This window comes from Actinomycetospora sp. C-140 (genome assembly GCF_054796175.1).
This window is the reverse complement of record NZ_JBTWNF010000006.1, coordinates 163,744-188,624: the sequence shown is the minus strand read 5'-3', so window position 1 is coordinate 188,624 and position 24,881 is coordinate 163,744. Positions and strand designations below refer to the sequence as shown.

The 24,881-nt window shown below is 76.0% G+C and carries 21 protein-coding genes; 11 read left to right on the top strand and 10 right to left on the bottom strand.

Annotated elements, in window-relative coordinates; all coding sequences use genetic code 11:
• Positions 1–19: 19 nt before the first annotated feature.
• On the top strand, positions 20–1,018 hold the full coding sequence (locus tag ACR9E3_RS12530) for a pirin family protein (RefSeq protein ID WP_460380607.1): 999 nt from the start codon (positions 20–22) through the stop codon (positions 1,016–1,018).
• Between the two features lie 75 nt (positions 1,019–1,093).
• Here the strand turns inward: ACR9E3_RS12530 and ACR9E3_RS12525 are convergent, their stop codons facing one another.
• Together ACR9E3_RS12525 and ACR9E3_RS12520 are read right to left on the bottom strand one after the other, a co-directional pair.
• A complete protein-coding gene (locus tag ACR9E3_RS12525; protein WP_460380737.1) occupies positions 1,094–1,414 on the bottom strand; it encodes a DoxX family protein in 321 nt (106 codons plus the stop codon).
• An 87-nt stretch (positions 1,415–1,501) separates the two neighbouring features.
• Positions 1,502–3,238 carry a gamma-glutamyltransferase family protein gene (locus ACR9E3_RS12520; RefSeq protein WP_460380736.1) on the bottom strand — a complete coding sequence of 579 codons (1,737 nt, stop codon included), beginning with the start codon at positions 3,236–3,238 and terminating at the stop codon, positions 1,502–1,504.
• Positions 3,239–3,432: 194 nt separating this feature from the next.
• Here ACR9E3_RS12520 and ACR9E3_RS12515 point away from each other — a divergent pair, with 194 nt between their 5' ends.
• The 6 genes from ACR9E3_RS12515 to nudC all read left to right on the top strand — a co-directional run bounded on the left by ACR9E3_RS12515 (position 3,433) and on the right by nudC (position 9,832).
• Positions 3,433–3,864: a DoxX family protein gene (locus ACR9E3_RS12515; RefSeq protein ID WP_460380606.1), complete on the top strand. Its 432-nt coding sequence runs from the start codon at positions 3,433–3,435 to the stop codon at positions 3,862–3,864.
• Positions 3,865–3,968: 104 nt separating this feature from the next.
• Positions 3,969–4,943 carry an SDR family NAD(P)-dependent oxidoreductase gene (locus ACR9E3_RS12510; RefSeq protein ID WP_460380604.1) on the top strand — a complete coding sequence of 325 codons (975 nt, stop codon included), beginning with the start codon at positions 3,969–3,971 and terminating at the stop codon, positions 4,941–4,943.
• 345 nt (positions 4,944–5,288) lie between these two features.
• On the top strand, positions 5,289–6,035 hold the full coding sequence (locus ACR9E3_RS12505) for a hypothetical protein (protein ID WP_460380603.1): 747 nt from the start codon (positions 5,289–5,291) through the stop codon (positions 6,033–6,035).
• A 10-nt stretch (positions 6,036–6,045) separates the two neighbouring features.
• Positions 6,046–7,365 (top strand): M16 family metallopeptidase, encoded by a 1,320-nt coding sequence (locus ACR9E3_RS12500; protein ID WP_460380602.1) that lies wholly within the window; start codon positions 6,046–6,048, stop codon positions 7,363–7,365.
• Positions 7,362–8,744, top strand: a complete 1,383-nt coding sequence (locus tag ACR9E3_RS12495) for a M16 family metallopeptidase (protein WP_460380601.1) — start codon at positions 7,362–7,364, stop codon at positions 8,742–8,744. The genes ACR9E3_RS12500 and ACR9E3_RS12495 overlap by 4 nt, the downstream gene beginning before the upstream one ends.
• The gene (gene nudC, locus ACR9E3_RS12490; protein ID WP_460380600.1) at positions 8,741–9,832 is read left to right on the top strand and encodes an NAD(+) diphosphatase; all 1,092 of its coding nucleotides are present in this window, start codon (positions 8,741–8,743) and stop codon (positions 9,830–9,832) included. The genes ACR9E3_RS12495 and nudC overlap by 4 nt, the downstream gene beginning before the upstream one ends.
• A 4-nt stretch (positions 9,833–9,836) precedes the next feature.
• Here the strand turns inward: nudC and ACR9E3_RS12485 are convergent, their stop codons facing one another.
• The 4 genes from ACR9E3_RS12485 to ACR9E3_RS12470 form a co-directional block, all read right to left on the bottom strand.
• Positions 9,837–10,082, bottom strand: a complete 246-nt coding sequence (locus ACR9E3_RS12485; protein ID WP_460380599.1) for a mycoredoxin — start codon at positions 10,080–10,082, stop codon at positions 9,837–9,839.
• Positions 10,083–10,116: 34 nt separating this feature from the next.
• Entirely contained in the window at positions 10,117–13,428 is a 3,312-nt protein-coding gene (locus tag ACR9E3_RS12480; RefSeq protein WP_460380598.1) for a bifunctional proline dehydrogenase/L-glutamate gamma-semialdehyde dehydrogenase, read from the bottom strand.
• Between the two features lie 72 nt (positions 13,429–13,500).
• Positions 13,501–14,337, bottom strand: coding sequence for an ABC transporter permease (locus tag ACR9E3_RS12475; RefSeq protein ID WP_460380597.1), 837 nt, complete (start codon positions 14,335–14,337; stop codon positions 13,501–13,503).
• Positions 14,334–15,308: an ATP-binding cassette domain-containing protein gene (locus ACR9E3_RS12470; protein WP_460380596.1), complete on the bottom strand. Its 975-nt coding sequence runs from the start codon at positions 15,306–15,308 to the stop codon at positions 14,334–14,336. Before ACR9E3_RS12470 ends, ACR9E3_RS12475 begins: the two co-directional genes overlap by 4 nt.
• 101 nt (positions 15,309–15,409) lie before the next feature.
• Here ACR9E3_RS12470 and ACR9E3_RS12465 point away from each other — a divergent pair, with 101 nt between their 5' ends.
• Positions 15,410–17,503: an ATP-dependent DNA helicase UvrD2 gene (locus ACR9E3_RS12465; protein ID WP_460380595.1), complete on the top strand. Its 2,094-nt coding sequence runs from the start codon at positions 15,410–15,412 to the stop codon at positions 17,501–17,503.
• A gap of 669 nt (positions 17,504–18,172) precedes the next feature.
• Entirely contained in the window at positions 18,173–18,481 is a 309-nt protein-coding gene (locus tag ACR9E3_RS12460) for a WhiB family transcriptional regulator (protein ID WP_285655803.1), read from the top strand.
• A 176-nt stretch (positions 18,482–18,657) separates the two neighbouring features.
• Here the strand turns inward: ACR9E3_RS12460 and ACR9E3_RS12455 are convergent, their stop codons facing one another.
• The 3 genes from ACR9E3_RS12455 to ACR9E3_RS12445 form a co-directional block, all read right to left on the bottom strand.
• Positions 18,658–19,971 (bottom strand): ABC1 kinase family protein, encoded by a 1,314-nt coding sequence (locus ACR9E3_RS12455; RefSeq protein WP_460380594.1) that lies wholly within the window; start codon positions 19,969–19,971, stop codon positions 18,658–18,660.
• A 37-nt stretch (positions 19,972–20,008) separates the two neighbouring features.
• On the bottom strand, positions 20,009–20,323 hold the full coding sequence (locus tag ACR9E3_RS12450) for a hypothetical protein (protein ID WP_460380593.1): 315 nt from the start codon (positions 20,321–20,323) through the stop codon (positions 20,009–20,011).
• Positions 20,324–20,445: 122 nt separating this feature from the next.
• On the bottom strand, positions 20,446–21,513 hold the full coding sequence (locus ACR9E3_RS12445; protein ID WP_460380592.1) for a ThiF family adenylyltransferase: 1,068 nt from the start codon (positions 21,511–21,513) through the stop codon (positions 20,446–20,448).
• 53 nt (positions 21,514–21,566) lie between these two features.
• Between ACR9E3_RS12445 and ACR9E3_RS12440 the strand changes: the two genes are divergently transcribed.
• A complete protein-coding gene (locus ACR9E3_RS12440; protein WP_460380591.1) occupies positions 21,567–22,151 on the top strand; it encodes a M48 metallopeptidase family protein in 585 nt (194 codons plus the stop codon).
• Between the two features lie 3 nt (positions 22,152–22,154).
• On the opposite strand, the gene ACR9E3_RS12435 is transcribed toward ACR9E3_RS12440, so the two are convergent.
• A complete protein-coding gene (locus tag ACR9E3_RS12435; protein WP_460380590.1) occupies positions 22,155–23,621 on the bottom strand; it encodes a zinc-dependent metalloprotease in 1,467 nt (488 codons plus the stop codon).
• Between the two features lie 139 nt (positions 23,622–23,760).
• Here ACR9E3_RS12435 and ACR9E3_RS12430 point away from each other — a divergent pair, with 139 nt between their 5' ends.
• Positions 23,761–24,804 carry a YlbL family protein gene (locus tag ACR9E3_RS12430; protein ID WP_460380589.1) on the top strand — a complete coding sequence of 348 codons (1,044 nt, stop codon included), beginning with the start codon at positions 23,761–23,763 and terminating at the stop codon, positions 24,802–24,804.
• Positions 24,805–24,881: the final 77 nt, after the last annotated feature.

Sequence of the window (24,881 nt, the reverse complement as noted above, 5' to 3'; positions counted from 1 at the left end):
CGCGGGCACACTCGAGGACGTGAGCAACACCGAGATCGCTCCCGCGGAGGTCGCGTGCACGCCCGGCGGCGCGGCGTCGACCGTCGAGGTCCTGACGCCGCGGGCCGTACCGCTCGGCGGACCCCGGGCGATGACCGTGCGCCGGACGCTGCCGCAGCGGCAGCGCTCGCTGGTGGGGGCGTGGTGCTTCGTCGATCACTACGGCCCCGACGACGCCGCCGCCACGGGTGGCATGGACGTCCCGCCGCACCCGCACACGGGCCTGCAGACGGTGAGCTGGCTGTTCACCGGCGAGGTCGAGCACCGCGACAGCCACGGCGTCCACGCCGTCGTGCGACCGGGCGAGCTCAACCTCATGACCGGCGGGCACGGCATCGCGCACTCGGAGGTCAGCACGCCGGGCACGACCGTCCTGCACGGGGTGCAGCTCTGGGTCGCGCTGCCCGAGCACGCCCGCGACGCCCCGCGCGACTTCGCCCACCACGCGCCCGCCCCGGTCGAGATCGACGAGCACACGACCGCCCGCGTCTTCCTCGGCACCCTCGCCGGCGTCACGTCCCCGGTGGCCACCGCGACGCCGCTGCTCGGCGCGGAACTGCTGCTCGCGCCCGGCGCGCGGGTCACGCTCGCCGTCGACCCCACCTTCGAGCACGGCCTCCTCGTCGACCGCGGCCGCGTCACGCTGCGGGGGCAGGCCCTGGAGCCGGCGGAGCTCGGGGTCGTCCCCGCAGGCACGGCACACCTCGAGATCACGGCCGGCGAGGAGGGGGACGAGCCCGCTCGCCTCGTCCTGCTCGGCGGCCCGCCGTTCGGCGAGGAGATCGTCATGTGGTGGAACTTCGTGGGCCGGACCCACGACGAGATCGTCGCCTTCCGCGCCGACTGGGAGGCCGGCAGCGAGCGCTTCGGCGAGGTCGCCGGCTACGTCGGGCGCGACGGACGTACCGGGGATGCCGCGCGGCTCCCGGCGCCCGCCCTGCCGCACGCGACGATCCGCCCGCGCGGCAACCCGCGCTGACCCGCGGTCACCGCTGACGCGCGGTCACCGCTGACGCCCGGTCACCGCTGACGCCCGGTCACCGCTGACGCCCGGTCACGCCGCCTCGCGCCGCACCCGCAGGGCGTGGGCGATCATCGGGGCCTGGAGCGGCAGGCGGCCGAACGCCGCGGTGCGCCAGGGCCAGGAGCGGCGCCGCCAGTCCCATGCCATCTGCACGTTCGCGGGGAACACGGCGACGAACAGCGCGGCCGCGGCGAGGGCCCCGAGCCGGCGCGTGCGGGGCACGGCGACGGCGGCCCCGACGGCGACCTCGGCGACGCCGCTGGCGTAGGTCCAGAACCGCGCCGACCCCGGCAGCCACGGCGGCACGATCCCGTCGAACGGCTGCGGCGCCACCCCGTGCAGCACTCCCATCGTGAGCAGGCCACCGGCGAGCACGACCGGAGGTGTCGACGACGGTCGCGAACGGATCACGGTCCGCACCCTGGCAGAGCCGGGTGGTCACCGCCCGACGGCGTACCCCTGCATCCCGCGCGGGTTCGCCGCGGCCCACCGCAGCCCTCGGGCCCGGTCGATGCCGACCGCCGAGAGCCGGCCCAGCGACCACGGCCCGCTGCGGGTGACGCGGTGCCCGCGCCGGGTGAGGCCGTCGATCACGGCGTCGCCCAGGCGGTCCTCCACGACGGCGCCGCCGGGGACCCGGCCCCGCGGCCAGAACGAGCCGGGTGACGACGTCGTGTGCAGCGCGGGCGCGTCGATGGCCTGCTGCGGGTCGTACCCGCCGACGAGCGTGCGCAGCAGGTAGAGCAGCTGCCACTGGTCCTGCTGGTCGCCGCCGGGGGTGCCGAGAGCCGCGACGGGTCCGTCGTCGTCGAGCACGAGCGTGGGGGACAGCGTGGTCCGGGGCCGCCGGCCCGGGGTGAGCGTGGACGGCAGCCCCTCCTGGAGCCAGGTCATCTGCAGCCGCGTGCCGAGCGCGAACCCGAGATCGGCGATCGCCGGCGACGACTGGAGCCAGCCGCCGGACGGGGTCGCCGAGACGATGTTGCCGGCGCGGTCCACGACGTCGACGTGGCAGGTGTCGCCCTTCGTCTCGCCGGCGAGCGTGACCGTGGGCTCGCCGATCGTGCCGTCGGCCGTGACGCCGACGTCGCCGGCCAGGGCGAGGTCGGCGAGCACCGGCTCGCGGCCGCCGAGCCACCCGGGCCGGATCTCGCGGGAGGCCTCCGGCCCGATCAACGCCCGGCGGGCGGCGACGTAGCCCGGATCGAGGAGGTCGGCCAGGTCGAGCGGCCCCACGGCGTCCCCGAACCACGCCTCCCGGTCGGCCTGGGCGAGCTTGGTGGTCTCGAGGACGAGGTGGGCGCCGTGCTCGGTGGACGGGTCGAGGTCGGCGTCGCCGAAGCCGTCGAGCACCGCGAGCGCGGCGAGCAGCGTCGGTCCCTGTCCCCACGCGGGCGTCTTCGCGATCCGGTGGCCGCGGAACGTCCCGATCGCGGCGTCGTCGAACCGCGCCCGATAGCCGGCGGTGTCCGCGACGGTGAGGACGCCCGCGTGGTGGGTGCCCGACGCGTGCCGGTGCGGGACGCGGCAGGACGCCGCGACGGCCTCGGCGACGAAGCCCTCGGCCCACTCGGTGCGCACCGCGTCGACGCGGGCGGCCCGGTCGGGACCCTGGGCGGCGGCCGCGAGGCGTTCCAGCGACTGCGCCCAGGCGGGGTTGCGCACCACCTCACCCGCCCGCGGCGGTCGCCCGCCGGGCAGCCACAGCGCGGCCGAGGTCGGCCAGTGCTCGCGGAACAGATCGGCGACGGCGGCGACCGTGCTCGCCAGGCGCGGCACCGCGGGCACGCCGTCGCGGGCGTAGCCGATCGCGGGGGCGAGGACGTCGCCGACCTCCCAGGTGCCGTGGTCGCGCAGCAGCAGCAACCACGCGTCGACCGCGCCGGGGATCGCCGCGGCCAGGGCACCGGCGCCGGGGACGCGGTCGAGGCCCTCCGCGCGGTAGCGGGCCGCCGACGCGCCCGCCGGCGCCGGCCCCTGTCCGTCGAGCACGCGGGGGGTGGGGTCGTCGGCGGTCGCGAACACCGCGGTCATGTCCCCGCCCGGCCCGTTGAGGTGGGGCTCCGTGACGTGCAGGACGAACGCGGCCGCGACCGCGGCGTCGAACGCGGTCCCGCCCCGTTCGAGGACCCCCATCGCGGTGGCGGCCGCCGCCCAGTGCGTCGCCGCGGCCATCCCGACGGTGCCCTCGAGCACGGGACGGGTCGTGAACTCCGGTGGGGCCGTCCATCCCGCGGGTGTCACCAGCGGAGCGTTGCCGACCGGCTACACCCGGTGCAAGTACGAAAGAACAACGAGTAAGTATTGACGTAGGACTAAGACTCCGACACGCTTCTCTCATCGCACCCCGCCCCTCCAGGAGGCCCCCGATGACCACGTCGACCGCGCCGACCGTCATGACCCTCGCCCCGGCACCCGCCACCACCCGCACCCGGCCGGCGACGATCGGTCTCTGGACGCTGCAGGTGCTGCTCGGGGTGATGTTCATCGTCGGGTCCGGCGCCCCGAAGCTGTTCGGCGAGGCCTACGCGGTCCAGATCTTCGAGGATCTGGGCACCGGCCAGTGGCTGCGCGTCGTGGTGGGTCTGCTCGAGGTCGCCGGCGGCATCGGCCTACTCGTCCCGCGCCTCGCCGGCCTCGCCGCGGCGTGCCTCGTCGCGCTCATGGTCGGGGCGACGGGCGCCCAGCTGTTCTTCCTGTCCGAGGGCTTCTGGTACACGCCGGTGATCCTCGGGGTGCTGCTGGGCGTCGTGGCCGTCGCCCGCCGCCACGAGATCCCGCGGGTGCTGGCCCGCCGCTGAGAGAGCTCCCCGCCCGGTCACCGCGCGACGCGGTGGCCGGGCGGTGTCGTGCGCGGGGAACAGGGTTTGCGTTCGAGCGCGCTCGAACTCCTAGCGTCGGTCCCGTGACCACAGCACAGCACCCGATCGGCTCCGGCTTCGGAGCGCACACGACCGCCACCGAGGTCCTGGACGGGATCGACCTCGGCGGCCGCCTCGCCGTCGTCACCGGCGGCTACTCGGGTCTCGGGCTCGAGGCGACGCGCGCGCTCGCCGGCGCCGGCGCCCGGGTGGTGGTCCCCGCCCGGCGTCCCGACGCCGCGAAGGAGGCCCTCGACGGCATCGACGGCGTGGAGACCGACGCGCTCGACCTCGGCGACCAAGACAGCGTCGCCGCCTTCGCCGACCGTTTCCTCGCCTCGGGCCGCGCGATCGACATGATGATCGACAACGCCGGGATCATGGCGACGCCCGAGACCCGCGTCGGCCCGGGCTGGGAGGCGCAGTTCGGCACCAACCACCTCGGCCACTTCGCGCTGGTCAACCGGCTCTGGCCGGCGATCGTGCGCGGCCGGGACGCGCGGGTGGTGTCGGTGTCCTCGCGGGGGCACCACCGCTCGCCCGTGCGGTTCGACGACCTCGACTGGCGCGCCGAGCCCTACGACAAGTGGCGCGCCTACGGGCAGTCGAAGACCGCGAACATCCTGTTCGCCCTCCATCTCGACACGCTCGGGGCGCCCCACGGCGTGCGGGCGTTCTCCCTGCACCCCGGCGGCATCATGACCCCGCTGCAGCGCCACCTCGAGCGCGCGGAGATGGTCGAGCTGGGGTGGATCGACGCCGACGGCCACCCGACCCCGCAGGCGGCGGCGAGCTTCAAGACCCCCGACCAGGGCGCGGCCACCGAGGTCTGGGCCGCCACGTCGCCGCTGCTCGCCGGGCGCGGTGGTCTCTACCTCGAGGACTGCGAGGTCGCCGAGGTGGTCGACGGGAACGCCTCGGGACGCGACGGCGTCCGTGACTACGCCGTCGACCCCGACGCGGCCGCGAGGCTGTGGGCGGTCTCGGCCGAGCGGACGGGCGTGAACGCCTTCCGCTGACGTTCATCCGGACGTGTGACGGGCGGGGCGGCGTGTCCGACGGCGAACCGTCCCGCCCGGGACCGTCACCCACGCGCCCGAACGGGACGACGCATCGTCGCCGGGCGGGGCATCAAGGCCAGGACCGGCGCCGGGATCGGCCCATCGGACGTCCCCGGACGGCCCTAGCAGACGCCTGATCGTGAGCGTGACGGATGCCTCGATCGTGGGACCGCCGCGGGTGTTTGAATCCCGCCCGTGTCACTCACGGGGGCTGCGAGGGGAACGTCGGCGAGCGCGGGTCTGGATCGTTCCCACCTGGTACGCGGCGGAACCCGATCACGACGGTCGCCGCGCCATGGGCGCGTGCCGGGGGTGCTCCTCGCGGTCGCCGTCGGGGCCGGCCTCGCCCTGTGGCTGATCCTCGCGGCGTTCCCCGTCGGGGCGCGGGGCGAGGGCCGCGACGGCGGCACGGCCCCGGCGGAGCCCGCGCCCGCCGCCGTCGAGACGGTCGGGCCGGCCACGGTCGTGGCCACCAGCTCGTGCGTCGGCGAGGACCCGCGCGACACCGTCGCGGTCGACGGCCCCGCGGGCCGGCGGCTGATGCCGCTCGACGCCTGCGGCACCACGGTCGGGAGCCGCATCACGGTGCGGATGGCCTTCGTCGGCGCCGAGCCCGCCGACACCCCGGCCCGCGTGCTCGGCACCGGGTCGTCGGCCGCGCTCGCCGCCACCGAGCCCGCCGAGTCCCCGCTGACGGGGCGCCTGGAGATCCTGCTCACCGGCGTCGCGGGCCTCGGCATGGCCGGACTGCTCGTCGCGATCGCGCGGGAGCGCTCGCGCCGGGCGGCGTCGACGGCCCGCCGCCCCGCGCGTCCCGTCACCACGACCACCACGCGGGGCCCCGAGCCCCGTCCGCGGGCCGGGACGGCCCACCGCCCGACCGCGCGTCCCGGTCGGTCCGCCCGGGCCGGACGGCCCGCCGCGCTCGACGCCGGTCGTCGGCTGCCGGGGTCACGCGAGAGCGCGGCCGGGCGCGGTGCCGCGCGCTCGCGCAGCCGCGGTCACGGCGCCGGGCCGCGTCGCCCGGCCGCCGGTCCGCACCGCGGTTAGGTTGGGCCGTGTGACCTCCAGCGTGACCGCCCCTGGCAGCACCGACAGCACCGCCCAGGGGCTGCACCGCCGCGTGCTCGACAACGGGCTGCGCGTCCTGCTCGTGCCCGACACCGCCGCCCCCGTCGTGGGCGTCGCCGTCCACGTCGACGTCGGTTTCCGCTCCGAGCCGGAGGGCCGCACCGGGTTCGCGCACCTCTTCGAGCACCTGATGTTCCAGGGCTCGGAGAGCCTGGAGAAGCTCGCCCACTTCCGGCACGTGCAGTCGTCCGGCGGCGTGTTCAACGGGTCGACCCACCAGGACTACACGAACTACTTCGAGGTCCTGCCCTCCGCGGCGCTCGAGCGCGCGCTGTTCCTCGAGGCCGACCGCCTGCGCGCGCCGCGGCTGACGGCCGAGAACCTGCGCAACCAGGTGGACGTGGTCAAGGAGGAGATCCGGCTCAACGTCCTCAACCGGCCCTACGGCGGCTTCCCCTGGATCCTGCTGCCGCCGGTGCTCTACGACACGTACCCCAACGCCCACAACGGCTACGGGGACTTCACCGACCTCGAGCAGGCCGACCTCGACGACGCCGCCGCGTTCTTCGACGCCTACTACGCGCCGGGCAACGCCGTGCTCACCGTCGTCGGCGACCTCGACCCGGACGAGGCCGCGACGCTGGTGGAGAAGCACTTCGGTGACATCCCCGCCCGCTCGGTGCCGCGACGGCCGGGCTTCGGCGAGCCACCACCGGACCGGGAACGCCGTGACACCGTCACGGACGCGAACGCCCCGATGCCCGCGCTCGCGGTCGGCTACCGCCTGCCCGACCCGGCGACGGACCTGCCCGGCTACCTCGCGCACGCCGTGCTGGCGAGCCTGCTCACCGACGGTGAGGCGGCGCGCCTGACCCAGCGCCTGGTCTACGGGGACGAGCTGGTCACCGACGTCTCGGCCTCCTGCGGGCTGATGGGCGCGCCCCTGGACGCTCGCGACCCGGACACGTTCACGCTCACCGCGGTGCACCCGGCGTCGGTCGAGCCCGACCGCATCCTCGGCGCCGTGGACGACGAGCTCGCGACGCTCGCGGCGCAGGGCCCCGACCCCGAGGAGCTGCGCCGGGTGACGGCGCGCTGGGCGTCGTCGCTGCACCGCGAGCACGACCGGCTGATGAGCCGCATGCTCGCCCTCGGCTCCGCGGAGCTGGTGCAGGGCCGCGCCGAGCTCGCCGACGAGCTGCCCGGCATGCTCGCCGCGATCGAGCCCGCCGCCGTCGCCGGCGCGGCCGGGGCCCTGCGCCCCGACGCCCGCGCGGTCCTCACCGTCACCCCCGGAGGAGCCGCGTGAGCGCCCCCACCCGCCGCAGCGCCGAGGAGATCGGCAGCACCCCCACCGGCCCGCGCCCGCTGCCGGACCTCGGTCCCCAGCGCGCCGTGCCCGCGCCCGACGAGGTCGACACCGTCCTCGGCTCGGGGCTGCGCGTCATCGCCGTGCGCCGCGCCGAGGTGCCGATGGTCGAGCTGCGCCTGCGCGTGCCGTTCGCGGACCCCGCCGGCAGCGGCGCCTCCGACCACGCCGCGGTCGCCGAGGTCCTCTCGACCACGATCCTCTCGGGCACCCGCTCGCGGACCCGGGTCGGGATCGACGACGACCTCGCCGGCGTCGGCGGCGAGATCGGGTTCTCCGTCGACCCGGAGCGCCTCGCGGTGTCCGGGCACGCCCTGGCCGAGGGCCTCGACACGCTGCTCGACGTGCTCGCCGACCTCGTGCTCGCGGCGACCCACCCCGACGACGAGCTCGCCCGCGAGCGCGACCGTCTCGTCGAGCGGATCGAGCTCGCCTCCGCGCAGCCGTCGGTGATCGCCCGGCGGGCGCTGCAGGAGCGCCGCTACGGCGACCACCCGGTGACCCGCGAGATGCCCCGGGCCGAGGAGGTCACCGCGGTGACCGCCGACGCCGTCCGCGCGCTGCAGGACGCGGCGCTGCGTCCGGGCGGCTCGGTGCTCGTGGTCGTCGGCGACGTCGACCCGGCCGACGCGGTGGCGCGCGTCGAGAAGGCGCTGGCCGGCTGGACCACGGGGTCGGCCGAGGCGATGCCGGCGTTGCCCGCGCTGACCGCCCGCGACCTGCTGCTGGTCGATCGCCCGGGGGCCGTGCAGTCGCAACTGCGGCTCTCCGCGCCGGCGGTCGGGCGCACCGACCCGCGCTATCCCGCGCTGCAGCTGGCGAACCTGTCGCTCGGCGGCTACTTCTCCTCGCGGCTGGTGGAGAACCTGCGCGAGGACAAGGGCTACACCTACCACGCGTCCTCGAGCCTCGAGCTCGACGCGCACGGTGCCGCGCTGCTCGTCGAGACCGACGTCGCCTCGGAGGTGACCGCGCCGGCGCTGCTGGAGACCCGCTACGAGCTGGGGCGGTTCGCGGTCGTGCCGCCCACGGCAGCCGAGGTCGAGTCGGCGCGGCGCTACCTCGTCGGCTCCCTGCTGATCTCGATGACGACGCAGGCGGGCTACGCCTCGACGGTCGCCGCGCTCGCCGCGCACGGCCTGTCCTCGGCGTGGATCCGCGAGCACCCGGCGCGCGTCGAGGCCGTCACCGTGGACGAGGTCGCCGCGGCGGCCGCCGAGTTCTATGCGCCGACCCGGTTCACCGGGGTCGTCGTCGCGGACGCCGCCGCGAGCGCCGACGGGCTGCGGGCCCTCGGCGGCGTGGAGATCCCGTCGTGAGCTCGGGGACGGCCGGCCCGGACCTGCGTGCCGCGTTCCACCTCGACGACGACCCGTCGCTCTCGCGCTCGACGGTCGACCGCCGCGAGCAGCTGCGCGTCGACCCGGACCACGCCAGGGCGCTGTGGCCGGACGCCCAGGTCGTGCTCGTCGACCCGCACGGCCGCACGCCGGTTCTGCGCGGCGCCGACGGCACGCTGACGCTGGCGTTCGCCCCGACGTCGGTGTTCGGGGCCGACATCCCGGACGGCGCGGTCCTGCTCGGCGAGGAGAGCGGTACCGCGTTCTGGGCGGTGCGCGTGCCCGACCCGTCCTCGGCCGACGGCAACGACGCCGGCTCCGGGTTCATGACGGCCGAGCAATGGGAGCGCGCCGGCGGCGGGCCGGACCACGAGAACTGGACCGACCTCCGCAGCTCGGGGGCCGACCTCGACGCCCGCGGCGCGGGACTGCTGACCACGGCGGTGGCGCTGCTCAACTGGCACGACCGCGCCCGGTTCTGCGCCCGCGACGGCTCGGAGATGTACCCCGTCAAGGCGGGCTGGGCGCAGCTGTGCCGTGCGCACGAGCACGAGGAGTACCCGCGCACCGACGCGTCGATGATCTGCCTGGTGCACGACGGCCGGCCGGGTGACCAGGCCCAGGTGCTGCTCGCGCGCCAGCCGATCTGGCCGGCGGGCCGCTACTCCGTGCTCGCCGGGTTCGTCGAGGCCGGCGAGTCGCTGGAGGCGTGCGTCGCGCGGGAGTGCGCCGAGGAGGTCGGGGTCGACGTCCACACGATCTCGTACCTCGGCTCGCAGCCGTGGCCGTTCCCGCGCTCGCTGATGATCGGGTTCACCGCGGTCGCCGACCCGGCGCAGCCACTCAAGCTGCAGGAGGGCGAGATCGAGGGCGCCCGGTGGGTCACCCGCGCCCAGCTGCAGGAGGCCCTGGACGCGGGCGCGTGGTCCCACCGCGACGGCGCGCCGCGGGGCGCGGCCGGCGTCGGCGGGACCAACTTCGAAGCGGGAGCCGGCCGCGACCTCATCCTGCCCGGCGGTGTCTCCATCGCCCGCGCCATGCTCGAGGCGTGGGCGGCGGCCGGCTAGGAGATCAGGACGCGGCTTCGACGCGCGCCAGCGTGTCCTTGACCTCGGCGAAGCTCGGGTTCGTGGCGGCGCTGCCGTCCGGGAAGACGACGGTCGGCACGGTGCGGTTGCCACCGTTGACCTTCATCACGATCTCGGCGGCGTCGGGCTCGCGCTCGATGTCCACCTCGTCGTAGCCGATGCCCTCGCGGTCCAGCTGCATCTTCAGCTGCCGGCAGAAGCCGCACCAGGCGGTCGTGTACATCGTCATCTGTGCCACAGGAGGTGCAACGCACCGATGACCTTCAGGCTTCCACGTGCCCGAACCGGTGACGGGTCACACTGATCGCCTGCTCCCGCAGCACGGTGAGCATCTCCCGGCGCCCGTCGGCCACCACGGGGGCGTCGACCAGGGACGCGCCGGCGGTCGCGGCCGCCCGCAGCAGCCATTCCGGGGGCGTCCCGACCACGCGCAGCCGCTCGGACGGGCCGGGGGCGACGTCCTCGGGCGCCGCCACCGTCACCGGGACGCCGGCGCACGCCGCGGCGAGCCGGACCCGCAGGACGTCGCGGTCCGAGGCGCCGGGTGCGACGACGAGACGCAGGGAGGGCAGCGGGCGGTAGCGGAACACGTTGGCCTCGACCCGCAGGCCCGTCGGGTCGTGCTCGACGGCGAACTCGTCGCGCCACGCCGCGGCGTCCGACCCGGCCGCGGCGCGCAGCCACGCGAGGTCGCCGGCGTCGGTCGCCGGGGCGGCCGCGGCCAGCAGGTCGGCGACGGCGGGGGCGAGCGGCGCCGACGGGAGGGCGTCGACCGGCCCGTCGTGCCACGTCCCGAACTGGGCGACGTAGTTCGGCCCGCCCGGCTTCGCGCCCGGCCCCACGACCGAGCCCTTCCAGCCACCGAAGGACTGGCGTTGCACGATCGCGCCGGTGATGTGCCGGTTGACGTAGGCGTTGCCGACCTCGACCGCCTCGCTCCACTGCGCGATCTCGTCGGGGTCGAGGGCGTGCAGCCCGCCGGTGAGCCCGTAGCCGGTGGCGTTCTGCAGCGCGATCGCCTCGTCGAGGTCCGCGGCGTGCATGAGCCCGAGGACCGGCCCGAAGCACTCGGTGCGGTGGAACCACGAGCCCGCCGCGACCGGTTCCTTCACCCCGGGCGACCACCGCGTCCCGCCGAGGTGTCGCGGCTCGACGAGCCAGCGCTCGCCGCGGTCGAGGCGCGTGAGGGCCCGCGCGAGCTCGTCGCCCGGCGGCCCGATCAGCGGCCCCATCGTCGTCGACGGGTCGCTGCCGGGGCCGACGCGCAGCGTCCGGACGGCGTCGGTGAGCTGGCGGTGGAACCGGGCGCCCGCCGCCGTGCGCGTGGAGCGCACCGAGCCGACGAGGATCGCCAGTGACGCCGCCGAGCACTTCTGCCCGGCGTGCCCGAAGGCCGAGCGGACGAGGTCGGCGACGGCGAGGTCCGGGTCCGCGCTCGGCGTGATCACCAGCGCGTTCTTGCCGCTCGTCTCGGCGACCAGGCGCAGGTCGGGGCGCCACGACCGGAAGAGCGCCGCGGTCGACGACGCCCCGGTGAGCACGACGTGGTCGACGGACGGGTGGGTCACCAGCCGCCGCCCGGCCTCGCCCTCGTCGGTGTGCACGAGCTGCAGCGCGTCGGCGGGGATTCCGCCGCGGTGCAGTGCGGCGACGCCGACCTCGGCGCAGGCGCGCACCTGCGGCGCCGGCTTGATCACCACGGACGCGCCGGCCGCGAGCGCGGCGAGGCAGCAGCCGAGGGGGATCGCGACCGGGAAGTTCCAGGGCGGGGTGACGACCACGACGCGGTCCGGGGTGAAGGGCGCGCCGTCGAGCTCCACCGCCCGGTCCGCGTAGTAGGCGGCGAAGTCGATCGCTTCGGAGATCTCGGGGTCGGCCTCGGCGATGGTCTTGCCGGCCTCGCCGACCATCACCGTGAGCAGCTCGCCGCGGGCGGCGGCCAGCGCCCGGGCCGCGTCGCGGAGCACGGCGGCGCGCTCGCCGGCCGGACGGGCGCCCCAGGAGGACGCCGCCGCCCGCTCGACGACGGCGTCGACCGCGCGGGGATCGGTGATCTCGGGGGTGCGCACGGGCGGGGCGGGTGTGCCGATCGCCGTCAGGGCCCATGCGCGGTCGGCGGCCAGCGAGGGGTCGGTGTCGGGCTCGTTGCGGAACGACTCGCCGATCGCCACCCGCTCCCGTGACCGACGCGGCTCGGCGGGCACGGCGTCGCGGTCGCGCACCGAGGCGCGGAACCGGTCGACGTAGCTGCCCGGGCCTGCGTCCGAGAACAGCGCGTACAGGTAGTTCTCCGGCGACGCGTTCTCCTCCAGACGCCGCACGAGGTAGGAGACGGCGGCGTCGAAGTCCTCGGCGTGCACCACCGGCGTGTAGAGCACGAGCTGTTCCCGGACGTCCGCCGAGACGACCTTCGCCTGGGCCGGGGCCATGCCCTGCAGCATCTCGACGTCGACCTGGCGCTCGGCCCCGCGCGCGGCCGCCAGCTCGACGGCGAGCGCGACGTGGTGCAGGTGGTGGCTCGCGACGCCGATCCGCAGCGCGTCGACGAGGTCGCCGCCGATGGCGTGGTCGAGCAGCCGCACGTAGTTCGCGTCGACCTCGGCCTTCGTCGGGTACGGGGCCTGCGGCCAGTCGTGCAGCTCCGCGTCGACCTGCTCCATCGCGAGGTTCGCGCCCTTGACCAGACGCACCTTGATGGGCGCGCCGCCCGCGGCGACCCGGTCTCGTGCGAACGCGGCCAGCTCGGTCAGCGCGCCGAGCGCGTCGGGCAGGTAGGCCTGCAGCACGATGCCCGCCGACATCCCCGTGAACTCGGGGCGCGCCAGCAGCGTCGTGAACAGCGCGACGGTGAGGTCGAGGTCCTTGTACTCCTCCATGTCGAGGTTCACGAAGGTTCCGGTGTCGCGCGCGAGCGTGAACAGCGGCAGCAGCTTCTCGACGAGCCGGTCCCGGCTGCCCTCGAGGTCCCACGGCACGAGCTGGCTCGCCACCGACGACGCCTTCACCGACACGTAGTCGACGTCGTCGCGGCGCATCAGGTCGGTGATCCGCCGGAGGCGCCGGTCGGCCTCGTCCTCGCCCAGCACGGCCTCGCCGAGGAGGTTGAGGTTGAGCCGGAAGCCCTCGTCGCGGGCCTGCTGCAGGCGCCGGGCGAGGTCGGGTCCGTCGGCGTCCACGATGAGGTGTCCCACCAGCGCCTTCATCCGGCGGCGCGCGAGGGGCACGACGGCCCGGGGCAGGCGCGGCGCGAGCACCCCGCCGGCGCGCAGCAGCAGGCGGTCGAGGCCGCGGACGAAGGCGGGGAGCTCCCCGCCGCGGCCCGCGAGCCGGGCGAGCTCCCGGGCCGCGACACCCTGGTCGGCGGGCCGGGCGACGCGGTCGACGAAGCGCAGCGTGAAGTCGACGCCCGCCGGGTCGTGCATCAGCGCGGCGAGCTGGGCCGACGGGCCGCTCCCGGTGCCCGCCGCGCCCGCCCGGGCCCAGCGGTCGGCGCGGGCGACGGCCCGCTCGACGAGGTCGTCGGGGATCCCGCCGGTCTCGCCGGGCGACGTGCCGGGCGCGAGCTGCTCGGTCATGCCCCCATCGTGCTCCGGCCCGGCGCCGGCGTCCCGTCCGTCCCGTTCCGGACCGCGACCAGGACCCGCGCGTCAGACCCGTGTGCGCAGCGCCCAGACCGCGAGGGGCCCGAAGACCGCCGCGAACGCCGCACCCCACAGCAGCGTCGCGATCGCGTTGGCCGCCACCGGCCCGCCGACGAGCAGGCCGCGCAGGGCGTCGGCCATGCGCGACACGGGGTTGATCGACACCCAGGCCTGCAGCCAGTCGGGCATCGTCTGGGTCGGCGCGAAGGCGTTGCTCGCGAACGTCAGCGGGAAGAGCACGGTGAACCCGTAGATCTGCACCTTCTCCGGGTCGCGCGCGAGCACCCCGAGCAGCACCGACGTCCACGAGAACGCGACCGTGAACGCCACGAGCAGGCCGAAGGCCCCGAGCACCGCGAGCGGGCTCGTCGTGATGCGGAAGCCGAGCACCACCCCGACCACGAGCAGCACGACCAGCGACCACAACTGGCGCAGGACGTCGCCGAGGATGCGCCCGGACAGCGGCGCGGACCGGGCGATCGGCAGGCTGCGGAACCGGTCGAACGTGCCCTTCTGGAGGTCGGTCGCGAGCCCGGTCGCCGTGTAGATCGTGAGGAACAGCGCGTTCTGCGCGATGAGCCCGCCCAGCGAGAACTGCAGGTAGGCGTCGGTGGAGCCGCCGATCGCGCCGCCGAACACGAACGTGAACAGCAGCACGAACATGATCGGCTGGATCGAGAGGTCGAGCAGCTCGGACGGGTTGTGCTTGATCTGGACGAGGCTGCGCCAGGCCATGGTGATCGACTGGCTGACCCACTGCGCGGGCGTCGCGCGCCGGGACGCCGGCGGGGGCGGAGCGGCGGCGGTGGCCGGATCGCGGGGCACCGTGCGGTCGAGGGTCACGCGGTCTCCCGGACGTCGGTCTGGTCGGCGGTCGCCACGTCCACGGCGCGGTGGCCGGTGAGGGCGAGGAACACCTCGTCGAGCGTGGCGCGGCGCAGCGTGAGCTCCGCGAGCCGCACGCCGACGTCGTCGAGCCGGCGGACGACCCCGGGCATGAGCGTCTCGTCGGCGGCCGGAACGGCGACCGTGCCGTGCTCGACCGTCGGCGACGCGCCGGCCAGCTCGCCCGCGACGCGCCGCACCACCTCGAGCTGCTCGCCGTGCGCGGGACGCATCTGCAGGACCGCGGCCCCGGCGCGCGCCTTGAGCTCGTCGGGCGTGCCCGTCGCGACCACCGTGCCGCGGTCGATGACGACGATGTCGTCGGCGAGCTGGTCGGCCTCGTCGAGGTACTGCGTGGTCAGCAGCACCGTCACCCCGCCGCCGACCAGCGAGCGCACCATGTCCCAGAGCTCGTTGCGGCTCGCCGGGTCGAGCCCCGTGGTGGGCTCGTCGAGGAACAGGATGCGCGGGCGTCCCACCAGCGACGCCGCGAGGTCGAGACGCCGGCGCATGCCCCCCGAGTAGGTGCGCGCCGCGCGCCCGGCCGCGTCGGTGAGCCCGAACTGCTCGAGCAGCTCCGCGGCCCGGGTGCGCGCGGCGGGCCGGGACTGCCCGAGCAGGCGGGCGATGAGCACGAGGTTCTCGGTGCCCGTGAGCGCCTCGTCGACCCCCGCGTACTGGCCGGTGAGCCCGATGAGCGAGCGCACGCGGTGCGGCTCGGTGACGACGTCGTACCCGCCCACCGTCGCCCGGCCCTCGTCGGGCGCGAGCAGCGTGGCGAGCACCCGCGTCGCCGTGGTCTTGCCCGCGCCGTTGGGCCCCAGCACGCCGAGGACCGTGCCCTCGGCGGCCGAGAGGCTCGCCCCGGCGAGGGCGGTGGTGGCGCCGAAGCGCTTGACGAGACCGTCGGCCTCGATGGCTGGTGGCACGCCCTCCACCGTTCCACGGGGGTCCGACAGCGTCATGGAGATTTCGGACCTTCCCGCCCGTCCGCGCCACGCCCGTCGGACCGGGTTGAGACGATGGGGGCGTGGGTGGTGACGCGACGTCCGGGCTCGACCCCGAGCAGACCCAGGCCGTCCTCGCGCCGCGTGGTCCCGTGTGCGTCCTCGCGGGCGCGGGCACCGGCAAGACCCGCACGATCACCCGCCGCATCGCCCACCTCGTCTCGGCCGGGCACGTCTCGTCGGGGCAGGTCCTTGCCGTGACGTTCACGGCCCGGGCGGCGGGGGAGATGCGCACGCGGCTGCGGGATCTCGGCGTGGGCGGCCCGGGGCAGCCGCCGGTCCAGGCGCGCACCTTCCACGCCGCCGCGCTGCGCCAGCTGCGCTACTTCTGGCCACGTGTCGTGGGCGGCACGCCGTGGGAGGTACTCGAGGGCAAGCTGCGCATCGTCGGGCAGGCGGCACAGCGGGCGGGCGCCCCGACGACCCGCGAGTCCCTGCGCGACCTCGCCGGCGAGATCGAGTGGGCCAAGGCCTCGCTGGTGCCGCCGGACGACTACCCCGCCGCGGCCGGGCGGGCGGCCCGCGACGTGCCGGCGCCGGTCGAGCAGGTCGCCGCCGTCTACGAGACCTACGAGACGCTGAAGAACCGCGCCGAGCTGCTCGACTTCGACGACCTCCTGCTCCACACCGCGGCCGCACTCGAGGAGCACCCGGAGGTCGCCCACGAGTTCCACGAGCGGTACCGCTGCTTCGTCGTCGACGAGTTCCAGGACGTCACCCCGGCCCAGCACCGGCTGCTCTCGGCGTGGCTCGGCGGGCGCGACGACCTCACCGTCGTCGGCGACGCCAACCAGACCATCTACTCGTTCGCCGGGGCGAGCCCCTCGTACCTCCTCGAGTTCCCCCGGGTGTTCGCCGAGGCCACGGTCGTGCGCCTGGTGCGCGACTACCGCTCCACCCCGCAGGTGGTCGCGGCCGCCAACACCGTCATCGGGGCGGCACGGGGCCGCGCGGCCGGGTCGCGGCTGCGCCTCGAGGGCCAGCGCCCGCCCGGCCCGGCGCCCGACTTCGCCGAGCACGACGACGAGCCGGCCGAGGGCACCGCCGTCGCGGCGGCGATCCGCGAGTTGATCGACGACGGGGTGCCGCCGGCGGAGATCGCGGTGCTCTACCGCGTCAACGCGCAGTCCGAGGTGTACGAGCAGGCGCTCGGCGACGCCGGCATCGCCTACCAGGTGCGCGGGGGCGAGCGGTTCTTCCAGCGCACCGAGGTCCGCACCGCCGTCGCCGCCCTGCGCACCGCGGCGGCGCGGGCTCCGGAGGACGCGCGGGGCGAGGGCATGGTGTCGCTGGTGCGCGCGGTGCTCGGCGAGCAGGGGCTCACCGACTCCCCGCCCGCCGGCGCGGCCGGGCAGGGCGCGGCCCGCCAGCGCTGGGAGTCGCTGCGCGCGCTCGCCGAGCTGGCCGAGGAGCTCGTCGCATCGGTGCCCGACGCCGACCTCGACGTCTTCCTCGGCGAGCTCACCACCCGCGCCCAGGCCCAGCACCCGCCGACCGTGCAGGGGGTCACGCTCGCGTCGCTGCACGCCGCGAAGGGCCTCGAGTGGGATGCCGTGTTCCTCGTCGGGCTCACCGACGGGACGCTGCCGATCCAGCACGCCGAGGGCGACGACGACGCGATCGAGGAGGAGCGGCGCCTGTTCTACGTCGGCGTCACCCGCGCGCGCGTGCACCTGCGGATGTCGTGGGCCCTGTCGCGCAGCGCGGGCGGGCGGCGCTCGCGGCGGCGCAGCCGCTTCCTCTACGGCCTCGTCCCCGACGAGCACCCGGCCGCCCGCGTGCCCACCGGCGGCAACGGGACGAAGGGCAAGGCGGTGTGCCGGCTGTGCGGCAAGCCGCTGCCCGACGCCGCGTCCGCGAAGCTCGGGCGCTGCAGCACCCACCCCACCGACGTCGACGAGTCGCTGCTGGACGCGCTGAAGGCCTGGCGCTCCGCGGAGGCGAAGTCGCGCTCGGTGCCCGCCTACGTCGTGTTCACCGACGCCACGCTCATCGCCCTCGCCGAGCAGCGCCCCCACGACCCCTCGGGCCTCGTCGCCATCCCCGGCATCGGGTCGTCGAAGCTCGAGCGCTACGGCACCGAGGTGCTCACCCTGCTGCGGGAGCACGCCTCGTAGGTCACGGTGGCGGCGCGGGTCGGTGCTCGCCGCCGCGAGAGGCACCGTCCGCGGGCCCCGGCCCTGTCGATCATGGGCGACGTGCCGCTCGCGCCGGCGCGCCGTGGTCGTCCGTGTCCGGTCCGGAGATCTCGGAGAAAACTTCCGGAAAATACGTTGCCCTTCTCATCGGGCCGGTCCTACGGTCGATCACACACCGGCGCACGAGGCTGCCGGTCGGGCGGTTCGCCGCCACGTGGTGACGCAGGAAGGGGGCTCGTGACGATGGACATCGTGACTCTCGCGGGCACCGGTCGCCACGTCGGAAGCTGGCGCTCGTACGTCACCGTGACGCCGTTGGTCGGCGTCGCCGCGTGCGAGCCGCAGGGGCAGCAGGTCGAGATGCCGCGCCCCCGCATCCGCCGGCGCGATCTGCGCAATCTCCCGACCTTCCGTCCGCAGCGACCGTCCGCGCCCTCGCGGTGGGGGACCTGACACCAGGCCCACCACCAGCACCTCGAGGCCGCGGACCCGCACCAGGGACCGCGGCCTTTCGTCGTTTCCGAGCAGTGTCAGGACACGACTCCGCGGCTCCCGGCCCCGCCGAACCGTCACCGGAGGTAGACCGTGTCCCCCGCCGGACTCGCCGCCGCACCGACCACCCCCGAGACCGGACCCGAGACCCTCGACATCGACCTCTTCGACGCGCTCACCGTGGTCGACGACCTGCCCTGCCGGCGGGCGGAGGAGGACCTGTGGTTCTCCGACCTCCCCGCCGACCTCGAGCGGGCCAAGGCCCTCTGTGGTGACTGCCCCGTCCGGCGCGCCTGCCTGTCCGGCGCGCTGGAGCGCCGCGAGTACTGCGGCGTGTGGGGCGGGGAGATCCTCGACCGGGGCGCGGTGATCGCCCGCAAGCGGCCCCGGGGCCGGCCCTCGAAGGCCGACCTCGCCCGCGACGCCGAGATCGCCGCGGCCCGGGCGGCCGCCGGGGTCGCCTGACCAGACCCCGCACCGCCGGGCCGCGGGTCGGGGAAGCGAGGGCGCCCTCCGCTGCGTGTGACGCAGCGGAGGCGCCCCTCGCTCCGTCGCCCCCGCCCGGCCCGAGACCCCCGAGCGCGGGGGAGAGGGGGCCCGGTGCGCCTCGGGGGCGCACCGGGCCCCGGAGGAGGAGCCGGTCAGAGGGCGAAGCCCGGCTGCCACTCCTCGAAGACCGCGCGCATCGGGACCTCGGCGTCGAGCTGGCACAGCACCGCCACCGAGGCGAGCGTCACCCGGTGCACGAGCATGTACTGCGGCGGGAGGTTGAGACCGCGCCCGGTGGTGAACTCGGGACGCCGCAGGTCGCCGAGGCGCTCGGCCTGCCCGCGCAGCCACGCGCGCGTGAAGTGGAACTTCTCGGTGCGCAGCGGGTCGGTCAGCGGCCCCAGGTAGGCCATCGCCTCGTCCGGGCCCATGTCGACGCCGGGCAGCACGAAGTTCAGCTCGCGCAGCAGCTTCAGCAGGTCGTCGGCGCGGTCCTCGACCGCCAGCCGCAGCATGTGCCCGAGCTCCTCGGGGAGCCCGTCGGGCAGGCGCGCGACGGCGCCGAAGTCGATCACGCACAGCCGCCCGTCGGGCAGGACCTGGAAGTTGCCGGGGTGCGGGTCGGCGTGCAGTAGCCCGACGCGCGCGGGCGAGGAGAAGTGGAACCTCGAGAGCAGCTGGCCCACGCGGTCGCGCTCCTCGGGCTCGCCGGCGCGGATGATCGCCGACAGCGGCGTGCCGGTGACCCACTCGGTGACCATCGCGCGCGGTGCGGACGCGACGACCCGCGGGACGACGACGTGCGGGTCGCCGTCGTACGCCGTCGCGAACGCCCGCTGCGCGTCGGCCTCGTCGCGGTAGTCCAGCTCCTCGGCCATGCGGTCGCGCAGCTCGGTGAGCAGCGGCTTGATCTCCATGCCCGGCACCAGCGGCTGCACCATGCGGCTGAACCGCTGCAGCTGGCGCAGGTCGGCCATGACCGCCTCGTCGGCGCCCGGGTACTGCACCTTGACCGCGACGTCCCGCCCGTCCTGCCAGACCGCGCGGTGGACCTGCCCGATGCTCGCCGACGCCGCCGGGGTGTCGTCGAACTCGCGGAAGCGGTCGCGCCACCCGCGGCCGAACTGCTCGGCGAGCACGCGGTGGGTGCGTGCCGCGGGCATCGGGGGCGCGGCGGTCTGCAGCTTCGTCAGCGCCTCGCGGTAGGGCTCGGCCAGCTCGGGCGGCACCGCGGCCTCGAACACGGACAGGGCCTGGCCGAACTTCATGGCCCCGCCCTTGAGCTCACCGAGCACCGCGAAGAGCTGCTCCGCCCCGCGGCGCGCGACATCGGCGGAGATCTGACCCTGGTCGCCCCCGGCGATCCGCCGGCCCCATCCCGCGGCGGTGCGGGACGCGAAGCCCAGCGGCAGCGAGGCCAGCCGCGCCGACCGTTGGACCGACCGGCGGGGGATGTCATCGGTCACGCGACCATTCTCCCCTCTCGACGCGGCAACGGCGCGATCAGGGGCGGCCGGACGGGGCCGTCCGCGCCGCCGCGGCGACGGCTGCGGCGCCGTCCGCGGCGACCTCCGCGGTGAGCTCCAGCCACCGGCGGCGGTCGAGCAGGAGGTCGATCTCCGAGCGAAACAGCGCGACGAGCGCGGGGAAGCGGGGGGCGGCGAGCTCCAGGCGGCGGCACAGGTTCGCGAGGTGCGCGTCGACCGCCGCCAGGTCCGGGCAGGGGTAGGTCGCGCTCTCCGCCCCGAAGACGGTCGTCAGCGGGTCGTGGCCGCTGGTGTCGATCGGGTGCGCGGAGGGGAAGGTGGTCGTGCTCATCGCGGTCTCCTTCAACGGGTCCCCCTGCCCGCGATGGGTACCCCCCGCCCCACGGCCTCGCTGCCGGGTGTGACGCGCGTCCACCGGCACGGTCCCGGGCGGTGCCGCCCGCCCGGTCGTGGTCACGCCGCCCCGGCCGACGGCGTGACCTGCGGTCCCGCCGGCGCCGGCCCGAGGCGCGCGGGGCCGGGCCGCTCGGACGGCCCGAGGTGCACGTCACAGCCGCAGTCCGGATGGCGGCGCGCCGGCGTCCGGTCGCGCGCGCCGTGGGCGGCCAGGGTGAGCGTCGCGCCCCACGCCGCGGCGACGCCGGCGGGATCGAGCACCGCGAGGACCTCGGCGACGGCGAGGGCGGCGGTCGCCGCGGCGAGCGCCACGGGTGCCGGCGACCGCCGCCCGGCGAGCTCGGCGGCGAGGCGCGGCCAGGCCGGGTCCTCCGCGGTGCGCACCAGGTCCTCGCAGTGCAGGCAGGGTGTCCGCCCGGGCACGACCAGCGGGCCCACCGTGCCGACGCCGGCGGCGAGCGCCACCGGGAGGTGGGCGCGGCCGGCGAGCACGAGGCGCGTCGCGGCCACGGGGTCGGGCCGGTCGGCGTCGGCGAGGACGACGAGGTCCGCGCGCGCGGTCAGCCAGCGGCGCGCCGAGGGCGCGCCCGGTGCCCGCGATCCCGGAGCGACACGGGCGACCGCGTCGGGGATCGCGAGCCGCGCGGGCCTGCCGACGTCGTCCGCGACGAGACCGGTGCCGAGGTCGGCGCGACACACCGTGCCCTCGGCCTCGACGAGCACCCGACCGACGCCGGCCGTCGCGAGCAGGCACGCGACCGCGACCGCCACCCGGCCCGCGCCCCGGACCACCACCCGACGGCCGTCGAGGGCGCCGGGCTCGTCGCCGGCCGCCAGCAGCCCCGCGGCGTGGAGACGCTCGAGCACGCCGCGCGCGACGCCCGGCGACGCACCGGCCGCGGCCGCGTCGGCCAGGACCCGCGCCATCGGCCGTGAGCCGTCGAGCGCCTCGACCATCCGTGCGAGCGGGGGCGTCAGGCCGTCGACGACGAGGGCCCGGGCGGGGTCCGCGCCGAACTGCAGCGCGCCGGCGGCGCGGTGCAGCGGCGGGAGGCGCAGCCGCGGGCGGTCGGGCAGCAGCGCGGCGACGGGTGACGGGGGAGCGGTGGCGGGAGCTGGGAGCACACCTGGTTCGACGCAGCGGAGCGGCCGCAGGATCCGCCACCTACGCTCCGGATGTGGCTGAGTCCCGCCCGGAGGTCGAGGTCCGTCGCAGCGCGCGGCGCAAGCGCACCGTCGACGCGCACCGCGAGGGCGCGACGGTGGTCGTGAACATCCCGGCGTCGATGTCCCTGGCGCAGGAGCGGCACTGGGTCGAGGAGATGCTGCGCCGGCTCGAGCGCGCCGACGCCCGCCGGCGTCCGGGCCGCCGGGCCGGCGACGCCGACCTCGTCGAGCGCGCCGGGAAGCTCGCGGCCGCGCACCTCGACCCGATCGCCCCCGACGGCGCGTGGCCGCGGCCCGCGTCGGTGCGCTGGACGCGGCCGATGCGCACGCGCTGGGCGTCCTGCACCCCCGCGGACGCCACCATCCGGGTCAGCGAGCGGCTGCGCGAGGTGCCCGGCTGGGTGCTCGACCACGTGCTCGTGCACGAGCTGGTGCACTTGCGCGAGCCGTCCCACGGGCCGGCCTTCCGCGCCGCGGAGGCCAGCTACCCGCGCAGCGAACGCGCGATCGGCTACCTGGAGGGGCTCTCCGCGGGCGCCGGGCTCGCGATCGGCGAGACGGACGAGGGTGCCGACGACGGCACCGGGGAGGACTAGACCTCAGGCCGAGGGGCCCGTGCCCTCGTCGCCCTCCTCGGGCGACTCCGGCTTCTCGGGCTTCTCCGACTTCGCCTCCTGCTCGGCCTTCATCTCGGCCTCGAGACGGGCCAGCGGGTCGTCGAGGTCGGTGAAGCTCTCGCCCTGACCCTGCTCGCCGTCGCCGCCCTCGACCGAACGCCGGCGCCCGAGGAAGGCCGACGGGTCGTCGAGGTCGTCGGCGGTCGGGATGAGGTCGGGATGCGCCCAGACGGCGTCCCGGTCGGAGACGCCGTGCTCGGTGGTGAGCCGGCGCCACAGGTCGCCGGCCTCGCGCAGGCGTCGCGGCCGCAGCTCGAGCCCGACGAGCGTGGCGAAGGTCTGCTCCGCGGGCCCGCCGGACGCGCGGCGCCGCCGCAGCGTCTCGCCGAGGGCCTGCGCGCCGGGCAGGCGGTCGCCCACCGCGTCGATGACGACGACGTCGACCCAGCCCTCGACCAGCGCGAGCAGGGTCTCCAGCCGGCGGAGCGCGGCCTTCTGCGAGTCGGTGGTCTGCGGCTCGAACATCCCGGAGCTCATGAGCTCCTGCAGGGACGCCGGGTTGGTCGGGTCGACCTCCCGCGCGAGCTCCTCCATGCGGGAGGTGTCGACCTGGATGCCGTGGGCGAACTCCTCGACGGTGGCGAGCAGGCGCTGCCGCAGCCAGGGGACGTGCCCGAACAGGCGCTGGTAGGCGGCCTCGCGGGCGGCGAGGAAGACGAGCACCTCGCCGGCCGGGCGGTCGAGGCCCTCGGTGAACGTCGCGATGGCGCCCGGCAGGAGCGCGGCGGTGCCCTCCGGCCCGAGCGGCAGCCCCACGTCGGAGGACGTGAGGACCTCCTGCGCCAGCTGCGACAGGCCCTGCCCGAGCTGCGAGCCGAACGCCATGCCGCCGACCTGCGAGATCATGCCGAGCATGGGCCCGGCCATCTGGCGGGCCTCGTCGGGCAGACCCTCGACCCAGGCGCCGGCGACCCGCTGGGCCACCGGGTCGCACAGCCGCTGCCAGGTCGGCATCGTCGTGTCGATCCACTGCGCGGGCGACCAGACGGCGACCTGCGAGGCCCCCGAGGGCAGCGTGGTGGCGTCCTCGAGCCACAGCTCGGCGAGGCGCACCGACTCCTCGGCCGCCCGCTGCTGCTCGCTCGTCGGCGCCGTGCGTCCGGTGGCCGGGAGCTGCTGGTGCGCCATCTGCGAGGCCAGCTTGTAGTTCACCGGGCCCTCGGCGCCCGGCCCGGACGACTGCGACAACATCTGCCCGAGCTGCGTGAGCATCTGCCCGAGCTGGCTCATGTCGAAGCCGCCCGCGCCGCCGGCGCCGCCCGGCATGCCGCCCATGCCGGGCAGGCCGAAGCCGAAGTTGCCGCCCTGCCCGCCGGCGCCACCTGACCCGGAACGCCGGGACTCGTCGTCGGGGTCGGACGGCCCGAAGCCGAAGGGCAGGTCACTCATGGTCCCGACGGTACGCGGCCGCTGGGCTGATCGGGGCCGCCGAGCGCCGCGGGCGGGAAGCCCACGGCGAACGCCCAGACTCCTCCCAGGAACCGTCCCCGCACGGCGGGCACACCGGCGATCACTACCCTGTCCGGCCGTGACCCGGTTGCGCGCGACGCTGGCGCTCGGACTCGTGCTCGCCGGCGTCCTCGGACTCTTGGGCGCCACGGTGCGGGTGCCGTTCGTGGCGCTCGGCGACGGCCCGACGTTCGACGTCCTCGGCACCGGCCAGGACGGGCGCACCGTGGTCGACATCAGCGGACCGGCGCCCGTCTTCCCGACGACGGGCCAGCTGCGGATGACCACGGTGGCGGTGACCACCCAGGTGACGCTGTTCGGCGCGATGGCGATGTGGGCGTCCGGGAACCAGCAGGTGCTGCCCCGCGAGTCGGTCTACCCGCCGGGGCGCTCGAGCGAGCAGGTCGACCAGGAGAACACCCGGCAGTTCGCGCAGTCGGAGACCGACGCGGAGGCCGCGGCGCTGCGCTACCTCGGCTACCCGACCGCCGTGCAGGTCGGATCGGTGCTCGACAACTCGCCCTCGGCGGGGCGCCTCGCCCCGGGCGACCGGATCGTCGCGGTGAACGGCCGCCCGGTCACCACGCCGCAGGAGGTCGTCGACGCGCTCGCCCCCACCCGGCCCGGGCAGACCGTGACGGTGACCGTCGAGCGCGGCCCGCTCGGTGCCCCGGGGCCGCCGACCGACGTCACGATCGTCGCCGCCGCGCGCCCCGACGGCGATCCGCGCGGGTTCCTCGGCGTCACGCCGACCAACATCGTCGACTCGCCGGTGGACGTGCGGATCAGCCTCGGCGACATCGGCGGCCCGTCCGCGGGTCTGGTCTTCGCGTCGGCGATCGTCGACAAGCTGACGCCCGGCGACCTCACCGGCGGGCACGTCGTCGCGGGCACCGGCACCATCGACGCCACCGGCCGTGTGGGGGACATCGGCGGCATCCGCTTCAAGATGGACGCCGCGCGTCACGACGGGGCGCAGGTGTTCCTCGTCCCCGCCGGCAACTGCGCCGAGGCCAAGGGCGACGCCCCGGACGGCCTCCAGCTCGCCCGCGTCGGCACCCTCGCCGAGGGCATCGCCGCACTGCAGGCGGTCCACGACGGGCGCACCCCCACACCCTGCTGACGGCCGTGACGACGGACCCGCCGCGCCGTGACACCCTGCCGGAGCAGGGCGCGAGCGGATCCGGACATGCGGACCAC